The sequence below is a fragment of the Brevundimonas sp. genome, from assembly GCF_031412435.1.
Classification (GTDB): domain Bacteria; phylum Pseudomonadota; class Alphaproteobacteria; order Caulobacterales; family Caulobacteraceae; genus Brevundimonas.
Map to the genome: position 1 here is coordinate 1 of NZ_JANODA010000009.1, position 13,658 is coordinate 13,658.

The following is a 13,658-nucleotide window of genomic DNA, read 5'->3' on the forward strand; positions in this document are numbered from 1 at the left end:
GCCTGACGGATCCACCAGGTGGCGTAGGTCGAGAACTTGTAGCCGCGGCGGTATTCGAACTTGTCGACCGCCTTCATCAGGCCGATGTTGCCCTCCTGGATCAGGTCCAGGAACTGCAGGCCGCGGTTGGTGTATTTCTTGGCGATGGAGATCACGAGGCGCAGGTTGGCCTCGACCATTTCCTTCTTGGCCTGACGGGCCTCGCGCTCGCCCTTCTGGACGGTCTGGACGATGCGGCGATAGTCGTCGATCGGCAGGCCGGCCTCGGTCGCCACGGCCGCAACGTCGCTGCGGATGGTGGCGATCTGGGTCGACTGGTCGTCACTGAACTTGGTCCAGCGGACGCCCATTTCCTTGACGGTCTCGGACCAGTTGGGGTCGAGCTCGCGGGTGAAATAGGCCTTCAGGAACTCGGGGCGCGAGATGCCGTAGCTGTCGGCCAGGCGCAGCAGACGGCCTTCCAGACCGATCAGGCGCTTGTTGATCGCATACAGCTGCTCGACCAGGGCCTCGATACGGTTGTTGTTGAGCTTCAGCGTCTTGAGCCGGCCCGAGATGGCCGCCGACAGGGTGTCATAGGCCTTGCGGTCCTTGACGCTCAGGTCCTCGCCCTTCAGCCGGGTGTCGACCAGCTTCTCCTGCAGCTTGCGGAAGGCGTCGAAGTCCGAGGCGATCGCGTCCAGGGTCTCCATGACCCCGTCGCGCAGCTCCGCCTCCAGGGCCGAGATCGACATCCCGCCGCCGTCGTCGAAGTCTTCGTCCTCCTCGTCCTGCTCGGCCTTCTCGGCCTCGGCGGCCTCCGCCGAGCCGGGTTCGGGCTCCGGCTTGGGCGCGACGGGCTGGCCGGGGATCGGGGGCTGGGGCTGGTTGTGCGGCAGGGACGACGGGTTCAGCACGCCGTAGGTGGCGTCCAGGTCGATGACCTCGCGCAGCAGGATGCGGTTGTTGGCCAGTTCGTCGCGCCAGACCATGATGGCCTCGAACGTCAGGGCGCTTTCGCACAGGCCGCTGATCATGGCGTCGCGACCGGCCTCGATCCGCTTGGCGATGGCGATCTCGCCCTCGCGGCTCAGCAGCTCGACCGAGCCCATCTCGCGCAAGTACATGCGCACGGGATCGTCGGTCCGGTCGTAGGTCGGCTTGGCGTCGCCCTCGGTGACCGAAGTCTCCGCGCGTTCGGCGACTTCGCCGCCCGTGGTCTCCGCCGCGTCTTCCTCGGCCTCCACGACATTGACGCCCATCTCGCTGAGCATCGCCAGGGTGTCTTCGATGGCGTCAGGCGTGACTTCTTCCGAAGGCAGAACCTTGTTCAGCTCCTCCATCGTCACATAGCCACGCGCCTTGGCCTGTTTGATGAACTTCTTGACGCCAGCATCCGTCAGATCAAGCAAAGGCCCGTCTGTGGACGTGGACTCAGGCGGTTCCTGCGTATCCGTCATTCAGTCAAATTCTCCGCGCCGTCAGGACCCCGCCGGCCCCTCGGCAAAAATGCAACATATGTTCCGAAATAGAACGCACAGCCGCGGAGTTCGTTACGAACCCGCCTCGTCGTCCCAGATCGTCCCGGTCTTGATGGCTCGTCGCAATGAGTCGCGCTCCGCCTTCAGACGACTGAAGGCGGATGCGTCGAAGGCGTGATCCGCCCCCGACTTCGCTGACGCCAGCGCCGCGTCCAGTCCCGCAACGCGGGTCAGGGCGTCGAAGCCTTGCGACCACCGGACCCTTGCTTCGGCGAGGGGCGCACTTGCGGCCAGGAAAGGCGCGCCGGACTTTGCCGCCGCCTTCTCGACCTCGCGCACTAAAGCATCGTGTCCGGAGGTCGCGAGATGGCGACGCAACGCCGCGCTGTCAAGCGTTTGACCGCCAAACCGCAGCCGAACAAGCTCCTGCGCCAGCCCGTCCAGGGACGGATCGCCAAAGCCGTGCGAGGCGATGGCTTCCAGATGATCGTCCATCCGCTCTGGGTCTTCGATGGCTCCGTGCGCCAGGGCCGCCGCGATCGGCTCTATCGACCGGCTCAGCGCCTGCATGGCAGAGGCGCCCTCTGCGGTCTGGCCCAGCTTCGGCGGAGGCCCCGGCTTCCAGCGACTACCCGCCTGCTGCGGCCTTTGCTGGGGCGCGGGCCGGCTGGGGAACAGGGCGTCGAACCGGTCGAACAGTTCACGCCGATACTGTTCGGCCAGATCCTTGTCCTGAATCGCCGCCGCCGCCGTGCGCAGTCGCCCCTTCAGCCCGGCGCGACGTTCGGGCGTATCCAGCGGCTCGGCCTCGGCCTCCCGACGGAACAGGACCTCGGCGAACGTCCGTGTCTCGGTCATCGCCTGACGCAACGCCGGGGCGCCCTTGTCGCGAAGGATATCGTCTGGGTCCTGCCCGCCCTCCAGCAGGGCGAAGCGGAACGACCGGCCCGGTTTCAACAGCGGCAGGGCGCGTTCGATGGCGCGATAGGCGGCGCGCTGCCCGGCCCCATCGCCGTCGAAACACAGAACCGGCTCTGACGACACCCGCCACAACAGAGCCATCTGGTCCTCGGTCAGGGCTGTGCCCATCGGAGCCACGGCCGGCAGGCCTGCGCGCTGGCAGGCAATGACGTCCATGTAGCCCTCGACCACGATCACGGCCTGGGTCGACTTCGATTCCGCCCCCAGTATCCGCCGCGCCTCGGGCAGGCCGTACAGGGTCGCGCCCTTGTGGAAGAGCGGGCTCTCCGGCCCGTTCAGATATTTGGCCCGGTCGTCGGGGTTCATCGCCCGGCCGCCGAAGCTGACCAGACGTCCGCGCGCGTCGAGGATCGGGAACATCAACCGGTCGCGGAACCGGTCGTAGGGCGCGCCGCCGCCTTCGGGCGAGATCAGCATCCCCATCTCGACCAGGTCGCCCGGCTTGGCGCCCCGCTGGACCAGGGCCTGCTTCAGCCCCTCGCGGTCGTTCGGCGCATAACCCAGACCGAACCGTTCCCACTGATCTTCGGGCAGGCCGCGCCGTTCGAGGTATTCCCGCGCGGCCTTACCGGTCGACCGGCGCAGATTGGCCGCGAACCATTTCTGGGCCAGGTCCATCCAGTCGGCGAGGCCCTGCTTCTTCGCCTCACGCTCGGCGGCCTGCGGATCCTCGGCAGGCATCTGCATCCCGGCCTCGGCGGCCAGACGTTCGACGGCCTCCGGGAAGCTCAGTCGCTCGGTCTCCTGCAGGAAGGAGATGACGTCGCCGTGCTTTCCGGAGCTGAAATCGTGGAAGAAGCCCTTGTCGTCATTGACGAAGAACGACGGCGACTTCTCCTTGGAGAAGGGTGACAGCCCCACCCACTCGCGTCCCTGACGCTTGAGCTTCACCGACCGCCCGATCACGTCGGACGGGCGAAGGCGGGCCTTCAGTTCTTCGAGGAAGCGGTCATCGAAACGCACCCGCCCTCTATAGCGTGCGACGGGCGGGCATGGCGGTTAACCTCTCATTAACTAAAAAGGCCAAATCACGACCTTAAGTTCATGTTTTGTCATGACATTTTTTGGACCGATTGGGGAACTATCCACAGGAGACAGGGTTAATCCACTGTTCACGCCGGCGCAGAATAGCCGACCACCCTTTCGAGCCAGAGCCGTTTCCATGTTCATCGCCATCGCCCACCCGGCGGTCGAGCCCATCGGACCCGATCCCGTCGCCGTACCCTACGCCCCTGCTGTCCATGAGCTGAACCCGCGCGCACTTCACGCCCGCCTGCTGGCCAACGCCGCCCAGCGGCGCCTGCGTGGCCTGGAACGAAAGCGCGCCGACCGCCCGGAGGACGCCGCCTACTGGCTGCATGCCGCCCCGGTCGCGGTGCGCAAGGCCTGTGCGCTGCGCGAAGAGCGCAGTTTCGCGCCGATTCCATAGATCCCCGTCATAGGATTTTATTCCGCGCAAGGCCTTGAGTTCGTCTGTGCGCTCCCCATCTCCGGTCTTGGGGTCTTTGACAGATGAATTGACTTGATGGCCGGGCGCGAGCCCGGAGCTTTGCCGCACTCTGCGAAGGTTCGTCCGTTTCGTCCGCTGTGTTTCGTCCGGACAAGCCGCACGCGCAGGGAGCCTAGCGCCAGGCATCGCCGGAAATCGCACCCTGACGGCCAGCCTCGTAGACGGCGCTCATCGACTCCACGCTGAAGTCCAGGGCGGAGGCCTCGGAGTCATCGGGCAGGGCGGCGTACCTGAAGAACAGATCGTTGCGGTCGGCGAAGGCATGGTTGCCCGCCAGCGTCGTCAACATGGAGGCGCGCAACAGGATGTCGATACTGCGCCCCAGAACCCCCTGCGGCGTGTCCTTGGTGATCCCGAAGGTCGGGTTCGTCCGCCCGTTGACGACCACATAGAAGCGGGCGCCGCGCAGGGTGTCAGACGGCTCCTTGAACGACCACAGAGTCTCCGGCACCGCGAGGAAGGGCGTCGTCACCCCACCGTCGACATGCATCTCCTCAAAATAGAGGCCTGCGTTATCGGACTGGATCAAGACGGGCGGGAAGGCGCCGGGAATGCTGGCGGAGGCGACCAGCACGCTGCGAAACAGCTCCAGGGCTTCCGGCGTGCCTTGCGTGGCTATCGCGCCCAGATCCCAGCTGACCCCGCGCTGGGAGTCCAGATCCGTGGTGGCGACCAGCAGCACCCTCCCCCTGGCGTACTCCGCGGCGACCGCGCGCAACAGTTCCTCATCGACGAACCGTTCGACCAGGGCCCGCAAGGGCTCGGACCTGTAGATACCCGACCCGATCAGGGCGCCCAGCCCCCGGGACTGCAGCAGACCCGCTGCAGCGCCGCCGGTGTAGGCCTCGGCCAGTTCGTCGTCGTAGTCCGGTCCCATAAAGACGAACGGCGCTGCCAGCGCTCCTGTCGACACGCCCGTTACGACCTCGAAGTCCGGCCGCTCGCCCGTCTCGCTCCAGCCCTTCATCAGTCCGGCGGTGAAGGCTCCGTTCGAGCCGCCCCCGGACAGGGCGATGAAGTCCAGCCGGCCGTCGGCGCCGACCGGCACGCCCTCACGGAACGCTTGCTGGAAGATCGCGGCCCGGTCCTCGGCGTCCAGATAGACGCGGATCGGATGGTTGGGCGCCGACGTCAATCCCATCGGCCGCGCGCCCTCCCGGTCTTGCATATCGAACGACGAGCGCGCGCCGCTGGCGCAGCCGCCGAGCATTAGGACGAGGGCGATGAGGATCAGGCGAACGGGCATGACCTCACCCTACCACGTCAGCGCAGTTCGGGCAGGCGGCGCATAAGCGACTGGCGCAGACGACGGCCTCGTTCGGCGACGCCCTTGGGTCGGACCCGCTCGCGGACCTCCAGCCCTCCCCCCCAGCGGCGATGCGTCGCCTCGGCCAGATGCGGATGGCGGTCGTGCTGGTGGACGATGGCGCTTACGGAACCGTCGGGATTGACCACGTCGCCATTCACGAACGTCAGGGTGTCGCCAGGCGTCAGGCCTATGGTGGCCACCCGGCCGTAGTTTTCGCGAACCTGAGCGTCGACCAGCCCCAGATGCACTGCGATATTGCAGGCCGCCTGGTCCGCACCGAACGCCCCGCCGATCTCCGAACGCGGGATAGCCGCCAGCATCAGCACCATGCGACAAAACCGGGCGACCTCACGGGCCGGCCCCATGACGGTGCCGACGCAGATGGCCGGAGCCGAAGCGAGCTCGGTCGCCATGCCGTCTCCGGCCAAGGCGCGCAGGTATTTCATGTTGAAGGCGTGGTTGCCCAGGGCGTCGCCCTCGACGAAGACCTCCAGTCCCGTCGGCGCCGGCGAGAACGGCGGCCGCTGGAACAGGACGTCGCGCACGTCGGTCAGAAGGACGTTCCTCGCCCCGGGCCAGTCCGCCAGGCAGCGATCGAAGGCGGCGAACCGGGCCACGACGGCATGGGGCTCCCAGCCGTCGACGGACTCAGCCGGCAGGCAGCGCGCGTCATGCTCTTCCAGCAGATCGCGGACATCAGGCCGGTCATCCACGACCAGGGCGATCTCGCCGTCGAAGACGGCGCGCAACGACCTCAGGAAGGGCGCGATGTCTTGAGAATCGTAGCCGGTCGCATACCCCAGCACGAGGTCGTCCGGAGCCGCCGTGAAGGTTCGGGACGCCCCCCTATCCTTCCCCAGCGCGACGGCGAGCCAGCCCAGATAGGCCGAGGTCGCCGTGGAACTGGTCATGCTAAGCCTTCATCAACTCACTGAACCGGTCGAACAGATAAAGGCTGTCGGTCGGCCCCGGAGAGGCCTCCGGGTGGTGCTGGACGCTGAACACCGGACGGTTCTTCAACTGGATGCCGCAGTTGGTACCGTCGAACAGTGACACATGTGTTTCGACCACCGCGTCGGGAAGGCTGTCGCGATCGACCGTGAAGCCGTGGTTCATCGACACGATCTCGACCTTGCCGGTCGTCAGATCCTTCACCGGATGGTTCGCACCGTGGTGGCCCTGGTCCATCTTCACGGTCTTTGCGCCGAGGGCGAGGGCCAGCATCTGATGACCCAGGCAGATGCCGAAGACCGGCTTGCCGCTCTCGACCAGCTTCCTGATTTCCGGCACCGCATATTCGCCCGTCGCCGCCGGATCGCCAGGCCCGTTCGACAGGACGACGCCGTCCGGCGACCGGGCGAGGATCTCCTCGGCCGTGGACGTCGCCGGCACCACGGTGATCTTCGCGCCGGTCGAGGCGAGCGCGCGCAGGATGTTCCGCTTCACGCCATAGTCGACGACGACAACATTCTTGCGCCCGTTGGTCTTCGGGTGACCTTCCGGCCATTCCCACAGACCCTCGTCCCACTCGAACGCCTGCAGCGTCGAGGCGGGCTTGGCCAGGTCGAGGCCGACAAGGCCGGTCCACTCGCGCGCCTGGGCGACCAAAGCGTCGAGGTCGAAGTTCCCGTCAGGATCGTGCGCGATGACCGCATGCGGCGCGCCGTGATCCCGGATCCGCTGGGTCAGCGCTCGTGTGTCGATTCCCGCGAGCCCAACGACGCCGCGCCGCTTCATCCAGACATCGAAGCTGGCGTCGGAGCGCCAGTTGGCCGGGTCGGTGGGCAGGTCGCGGAAGATCGCGCCCCGCGCCGAGGTATCCGAGCCGCCGCCCATCTGTTCGATGTCTTCGACGTTCGTCCCGGTGTTGCCGACATGCGGGAAGGTGAAGGCCAGGATCTGGCTCATGTAGGACGGGTCGGTCAGGATCTCCTGATACCCGGTCATGGCGGTGTTGAAGACCACCTCGCCCAGGGCCGAGCCGGTCGCGCCGACCCCGATACCCTGGAAGATTGTGCCGTCGGCGAGAGCGAGGACGCCGGTCGCGCCGGGAAGAAGCTGTGCGGTCATGGCCGTCCCCTTACACCGAATCCCGGCGAACAAACGGCGGCGTGACTAAAGGGATGCCGGGATGCGGTCAACGCTGCCGGTCGAAGCCGTCATGACCCTCCGTTCGCGAAACCCGCCTCCGCAGCCCGAAGCCGTCCTGCTGCCGAGGCAGGCGCACCCGAGGTCAGGTCGACGCGGTCCGGTATCGTCAAGCGGACGGTTTCCTGAAGGCTAGCCTGGAATCCGCGCACCATCCCAGGCGAAGACACCACCGCTGTCCGCCGGGTTCAGGCCGTCGAGGACGCCAAGCAGATGTTCCGCAGAGACGGCCGGTGAGAACAGCTTCGCTGCCGCGACCCCTCGCTGGAACGGCTCGCTCAGCCCCGTATTCACGGTCCCCGGATGCAGGCCCGCCACGATCGTCTGGGGATGGGAGCGCGCCATCTCGATCGCCAGGTTGCGCACGATCATGTTCAACGCCGCCTTGGACGCCCGGTAGCTGTGCCAGCCGCCCAGTCGGTTGTCGCTGATCGATCCAACCCGCGCCGACAGGGTGGCGAACACGGCACGCCGGTCGCGGGGCAGCAGCGGCAGGAAATGCTTGGCGACAAGCGCCGGACCCACCGTGTTGACGCGGTAGTCGCGCAGCAGATGGTCCGCCGTCATCGTCCTGAACGAGCGTTCGGGGGTCTCCCCGTGATGCAGCACGCCGGTCGCCACGAAAATCAGCGTCGGCGCGCCGGCCCCGGCAACTCGCGCCGCGGCTGTGGCGATGCTCTCTTCATCCTCCAAATTCAGTCCCGTCATCGACCGGGACAGGCGGCGCACCGTAGCGAAGCGTCCGGAAGCCTCCAGCAAATCGGCCATGGCCGCGCCGATGCCGCCAGAGGCGCCGATGACCACAGCGGAAGCGACGTCTTGATCGAGGGGATGCATGCCCATGATCAACGCCCTCCAGAAGAGAAGAGCAATCAGACATCACGCCGCGCTCTTGCATTCCCATACACTTTGTAATACAAAGTTCTTTTACGTGGGAGAACTTGCGATGTCACTCTCTACCCCAACCGCCCTGCTCGCTACACTTCTGCTCGCCTGCAGCGCCGCCGCCGCCTGCGCCCAAACCCCGGCCACTGCCTCTGCCTCTGTCGCCTCGGCTGCGCCGGCAGAGGAGGTTCGCAGGGAAGATCTCGTCGCTGACTATTTCGCCGCCGATCCGGCCATAGCCTCGCGCGGCGCAGTCATCGTGCTGGGCGGGTCCGAGGGCGGGCTGGGCGGCTCGCGCAACCTCGCCCGACGTCTGGCGGCCGATGGGTTCAACGCCATCGCCGTCTCCTACTTCGGCGAGGCGGGACAATCCCCACGCCTGAACGAAATCCCGATCGAGCCCGTCGGCGCCGCGCTGGTTTGGCTTCAAACGAGACTCGAGGCCACCGGTCCTGTCGCCATCGTCGGCGTATCCAAGGGCGCCGAACTGGCCCTGGTGGCCGCCAGCCGCGACCCGCGCATCAAGGCCGTCGCCGTCGGCGTGCCCTCGCATCTGGTCTGGCAAGGCATCGACCAGACCGGTGGGGCCACGGGTTCGTCCTGGACGGTCGGAGGCCAGCCGCTACCCCATACCCCCTACGACTTCAGCCGGGGCTTCATCAGCATCTTCGCCCTGTACGCCGGCGCCATGGACGCGGCCCCGGCCGAGGCGGAGATTCCGGTCGAGCGTATCGCCGGACCCGTCCTGATGATCTCGGGCCAGGCCGACACCCTGTGGCCGTCCGCCGACATGGCCGCGCGCATCGAGCGTCGCCTCCAGGCCCATGACTTCGCCTTTCCGGTCGTCAACCTCGCCTATCCGGAGGCTGGCCACGCCGTCTTCGGCCCGCCGATCCGCGATCCCAACGCCCCGGCGCTGCAGACGGTGCTCAGTGTCGGCGGCACGATCCCGGCCCTGGTCTCCGCCCGTGCCGACGGTTGGCCCCGCGTTTTGGCCTTCCTGCGCGAGGCGCTGTCGCACTGAGGTCAGACGCATCAGGGACTTGCGTCCCCCGATGCCTTGGGCGAGACGGCGGCATGACCATCACCACGGTCGGCCTCGATGCCGACGACACCCTCTGGCACAACGAGACCATCTTCCGCCTGACCCATGCGCGGTTCGTGGACCTGCTGGCCGACCACGGCGACGAGGCGACGATCGAGGCGCGGATGGCCGACACCGAGCGCCGTAACCTTCGCCTTTATGGCTACGGGGTGAAGGGCTTCACCCTGTCGATGATCGAGACGGCGATGGAATTGTGCGACGGCGGCGCACCGCCCGAGGTCGTGCGCGAGATCCTCGCCGCCGGACGCGAGATGCTCGGCCATCCGGTCGAGACCCTGCCCGGCGTCGATGAAGCCTTGGCGAAATTGTCTGAGCGGTATCGGTTGATCCTGATCACCAAGGGCGACCTGATGGACCAGGAGCGCAAGGTGGCAGCCTCAGGCCTGGGCGACCTGTTCGCCGCCGTCGAGATCGTCTCGGAGAAGGATCGCGGAACCTACGACCGCGTCTTCGCCCGTCACGGCACAGGGGCGGACGAAGCCGTCATGGCCGGCAATTCGGTGAAGTCGGACGTCATCCCCGCCATCGAGGCGGGCGCCTTCGCCGTGCACATCCCGTATCATGTCACCTGGGCCCACGAGATCGCCGAGCCGCCGGTGGATCACCCCCGCTTCGGCCTGTTGACGACGATCGCCGACCTGCCCGCCTGGATAGAGAAAACGCAGATGAACGTGGATTGACTGATTAAGTTCCCGATATCGGATTGTCCCAGTTAAAGATCTCCGATATTTTGAACTGTGTTAGTATAACAACGAAATAGCGTCCTATTTTCTCCTGCAACGCTTGACCTCGATACTGCCTGACGGTTTCTGACTCGCTCAGAAGCGCACGCCCTTGGGGGCGAAAAAGCGTTTGTTCAGTGAGATCTTTAATGTCCGTCTTGCGTTCCCGCCTCCTCGCGACCTCCATCATCTCAGGCGCACTCGCTTTGGCGAGCCCTGTTCTCGCCCAGTCCACGCCCCCTTCGACCGCCCCGACCGCTGTTGGGCCTCAGGACACCTTGGCGCCCGTCGACGTCACGGCCCAACAGGAAGAAGAGTCCGCCCAACTTGACGAGATCGTCGTCACGGGCTCGCGCATTCGGCGCGATCCGGTCAACGCGCCGACGCCGTTGATCCAGGTCTCGCGCGAGCAACTGCTGACGACCGGTCAGGCGACTGTGATCGACTATCTGGCCACCATTCCTGCCCTGTCGAACTCGCAGGTGCCGTCCGATACGACGGGCGTGCTGGGTATCGGCGGCCTGTCGTTCGCCAACCTTCGCTCGCTCGGTGCCGGTCGCACCCTGACCCTGGTCGATGGTCGCCGTCACGTCGGCTCGGCCGGCGGCACCCTGTCGGTCGATGTCGACACCATCCCGCGTCTGCTGATCCAGAACGTCGAAATCATCACTGGGGGCGCCTCGTCGGTCTATGGCGCAGACGCGGTCTCGGGCGTGCTGAACTTCGTGCTGCGCAAGGATTTCGAAGGTCTGGAGATCGACGCCAACTACGGCCAGATCAACCAGGACGGCGAGGCGTCGCAGCGCATCTCCGCCCTGTTGGGGCACAACTTCTTCGACGATCGCTTGAATGTCTACGCCTTCGCCGAATACGAGCAGCTGGACGCCGTCAACTCATTGGACATCGACTGGCTGCGCGACTCGACCACCCTGCTCGGCGTCGATGCCGACCCGGCCGCATCCCGCTTCGACGGCCAGCGCGACAACGAGTTGTTCCGCGGCTACGTCACCCTTCAGCGCCCGCGCTGGGGCCAGACGACCCTGGCCAACAATCAGCAAGCCTCCGCGCTGAACGATCCTGACGTGCCGTTCGCCAACTGCGCCGCCGTCACCAGCACCACCTGCTATTCGGTTCAGCCCGGCCTGACCTATGTGTTCGACGGACCGGCGGCGCGCCTCGCCAACTTCGGCACACGCATCGGCAACACCGGCGCCAACCGTCCGAACAACATCGGCGGCGACGGCGACAACCCGGCGACCTTCAGCACGATCACCCGCGTTCCGCAGTCCGAATCCCAGCGCTACCAAGTCGGCGCGACCTTCGACCTGAGCAGCAGCATCACGGCGACCGCCGAAGCAAAATACGTCACCGAGGACACCGAGTTCTCGTCTCAGCCAGACTTTTACGATTTCATCCTGGGAGACGGCCTGCCGAACACGTTCTACGGAGGCCCTACCACCGCGAACCAGATCGGCTCGAACTACAACTTCTTCAATCTGCAAGGTCTGCGGATCGCGGACAACGCCTACATCCCCGACAACCTGCGTCAGGCGATCTACGCCAATCGCATCACCACCTACGCTCCGCCGACCGCCGGCTCCGCCAGCGTCGCGACAGGTACGGCGGCCGCGCCCTACGCGCGCCATACCCTGTTCGGCGAAGACCGTGACCAGATCTCGACGCGGGAATTGCAACGCTACGTCGTCGGGCTCGAAGGCAACTACGATCAGGTCAGCTTCGTCAAGAACCTCAACTGGACCCTGTCCTACACCTACGGTCAGGTCGAGGTCGAAGAGACCGAGACGGGCACCGACGCCCTGCGCGTCAACCTCGCGGCGGATGCGGTTCGCGACACAGCGGGCGTTCTCGGTACGCCCGGCGCCATCGTCTGCCGCTCGCGTCTGCTGGACGCCCGCGGCCTGCCGCTTGACGACTACTTCCTGCCCTTCAACGACCTGGGTGACAGCCAGGTCGGTCGCGATGCCGTCGCTCAATGTCAGCCGCTGAACATCTTCGGCGTCGGCAACCAGAGCCAGGCGGCCCGCGACTACATCAACGCCTCGGTCAACTACACCGAGCGCAACGAACAGGAAGATTTCATCGGCTCGGTCTCCGGCCAGCTTTGGGACTTCTGGGGCGCCGGCGCGATTGGCATCGCCCTGGGTTACGAGCATCGCCGCGAATACACCGAAGCCGTGGGCCGCGACGCCTCGGCGGCCGGCCGCGCACTGTTCCTGAACGGCGGACCGGACTTCCCAGGGTCAGAATACCAGAGCGACGAGTATTTCGGCGAACTCTCCGTGCCGCTGTTCCGCGACTCGTTCCTGGGTGAGTATGCGGAGCTGAGCGGATCCTACCGGACCTTCGACTACACCACCGCCGGAACGGGCGACGTCTACGGCGTCAATCTGGTCTATCGGCCGATCGCCGACATCACCTTCAAGACCAGCTTCAACACCTCGTTCCGGGCGCCGGACCTGAGTGAGAATTTCGGCCCCCTGGGCGAGACGTTCGCCAACGGCTTCGTCGATCCCTGCGCCACCGCCAGCATTATCGTTCAGAACGCCGACATCAGGGCCAACCGCGTCGCCAACTGCACCGCCCTAGCCCAGCAGCAGGGCCGGACCTTCGACTTCAATGGCGTCACGGCGACCAACACCGACGATTTTAACCCGATTTACTCCGGCGGGGTTTCGGGCCTCACGGGCGGCAACCCGCTCCTGACCCCGGAGGAATCCGAATCCTTCACCTTCTCGGTGGCGCTCCAGCCCCGTTTCATCCCGAATTTCAGCCTCGTACTCGACTACTATGAGATCGAGCTGGATCAGGTCATCGCCTTCGTGTCGGCCCAGACGGCGGCCAACAACTGCGTCAGCGGACCCAGCCTGAACTCGACCGCCTGCGCCAGCATCTTCCGCAACAACCCGGACATCCCGTTCGGACTGGGCGCCCCCGCCAACGACCCCGTCGGCGGCTTCATCGAAGGAGCCGGCAACTATGCGGCCCTGACCACGCGCGGTCTCGATTTCACGGCCCGGTACGGGTACGACTTCGACGAGATGATGGGCCGTGCCTGGGGTCGTCTGGATTATTCGATCGCTGGCTCGTGGTTGCTGGAGCAGGAGAACTTCCTGGACCCGGCGGTGCCCACGAACTTCACCTCGGACCGTGGCAACCTGTTCTATCCGAACGTCCGCTTCACCTCGTCGCTGACCTACACCCCCAACGACATCTGGAGCGTGAACTGGACGGCGGACTGGCAGTCGGCCAACAACATCCAGCGCAATCGCGACTTCGTGCTGAACGCCGACAACCGCGACACTCAGTACAACGACACGGGGAACTTCGTGCGGAACGACTTCACGGTCCGCTACAATGTCCGCGAGGACACGACGGTGCGGTTCGGCGTGGTCAATGCCTTCGACGAGGAGCAAAGCCCGGCCCTGGGCCAGACGCTCTATTCCAACTTCGACCCGTACGGCCGCCGGTTCTTCGTCGGTGTGAACTTCCGCCCGTTCTAGATCCATGAGCAGGCCAG

Annotated in this window: 10 protein-coding genes; 4 read left to right on the forward strand and 6 right to left on the reverse strand. The window is 65.9% G+C overall.

Annotated elements, in window-relative coordinates; translation table 11 throughout:
- Both RMO01_RS02055 and dnaG read right to left on the reverse strand, forming a co-directional pair.
- Nucleotides 1-1,439 (reverse strand): sigma-70 family RNA polymerase sigma factor (locus tag RMO01_RS02055; protein ID WP_309627388.1); only part of this gene is annotated, 1,439 nt, incomplete at its 3' end.
- 93 nt (nucleotides 1,440-1,532) lie between these two features.
- Nucleotides 1,533-3,404 (reverse strand): DNA primase, encoded by a 1,872-nt coding sequence (gene dnaG, locus RMO01_RS02060; protein WP_309627389.1) that lies wholly within the window; start codon nucleotides 3,402-3,404, stop codon nucleotides 1,533-1,535.
- Between the two features lie 199 nt (nucleotides 3,405-3,603).
- Here dnaG and RMO01_RS02065 point away from each other — a divergent pair, with 199 nt between their 5' ends.
- Nucleotides 3,604-3,870 (forward strand): hypothetical protein, encoded by a 267-nt coding sequence (locus tag RMO01_RS02065; RefSeq protein ID WP_309627390.1) that lies wholly within the window; start codon nucleotides 3,604-3,606, stop codon nucleotides 3,868-3,870.
- A 193-nt stretch (nucleotides 3,871-4,063) separates the two neighbouring features.
- Here the strand turns inward: RMO01_RS02065 and RMO01_RS02070 are convergent, their stop codons facing one another.
- The 4 genes from RMO01_RS02070 to RMO01_RS02085 form a co-directional block, all read right to left on the reverse strand.
- A complete protein-coding gene (locus tag RMO01_RS02070) occupies nucleotides 4,064-5,197 on the reverse strand; it encodes a patatin-like phospholipase family protein (RefSeq protein ID WP_309627391.1) in 1,134 nt (377 codons plus the stop codon).
- 17 nt (nucleotides 5,198-5,214) lie between these two features.
- A complete protein-coding gene (locus RMO01_RS02075) occupies nucleotides 5,215-6,171 on the reverse strand; it encodes a hypothetical protein (protein ID WP_309627392.1) in 957 nt (318 codons plus the stop codon).
- Nucleotide 6,172: 1 nt separating this feature from the next.
- Nucleotides 6,173-7,330 carry a glutamine-hydrolyzing carbamoyl-phosphate synthase small subunit gene (gene carA / locus RMO01_RS02080; RefSeq protein ID WP_309627393.1) on the reverse strand — a complete coding sequence of 386 codons (1,158 nt, stop codon included), beginning with the start codon at nucleotides 7,328-7,330 and terminating at the stop codon, nucleotides 6,173-6,175.
- A 210-nt stretch (nucleotides 7,331-7,540) separates the two neighbouring features.
- Nucleotides 7,541-8,251, reverse strand: a complete 711-nt coding sequence (locus RMO01_RS02085; RefSeq protein WP_309627394.1) for an SDR family NAD(P)-dependent oxidoreductase — start codon at nucleotides 8,249-8,251, stop codon at nucleotides 7,541-7,543.
- Nucleotides 8,252-8,354: 103 nt separating this feature from the next.
- On the opposite strand from RMO01_RS02085, the gene RMO01_RS02090 reads away from it, so the two are divergent.
- The 3 genes from RMO01_RS02090 to RMO01_RS02100 all read left to right on the forward strand — a co-directional run bounded on the left by RMO01_RS02090 (nucleotide 8,355) and on the right by RMO01_RS02100 (nucleotide 13,641).
- Nucleotides 8,355-9,317, forward strand: a complete 963-nt coding sequence (locus tag RMO01_RS02090) for an acyl-CoA thioester hydrolase/BAAT C-terminal domain-containing protein (protein WP_309627395.1) — start codon at nucleotides 8,355-8,357, stop codon at nucleotides 9,315-9,317.
- Between the two features lie 53 nt (nucleotides 9,318-9,370).
- Nucleotides 9,371-10,078 (forward strand): HAD family hydrolase, encoded by a 708-nt coding sequence (locus RMO01_RS02095; RefSeq protein WP_309627396.1) that lies wholly within the window; start codon nucleotides 9,371-9,373, stop codon nucleotides 10,076-10,078.
- A gap of 320 nt (nucleotides 10,079-10,398) precedes the next feature.
- Entirely contained in the window at nucleotides 10,399-13,641 is a 3,243-nt protein-coding gene (locus tag RMO01_RS02100) for a TonB-dependent receptor domain-containing protein (RefSeq protein ID WP_309627397.1), read from the forward strand.
- Nucleotides 13,642-13,658 lie beyond the last annotated feature (17 nt).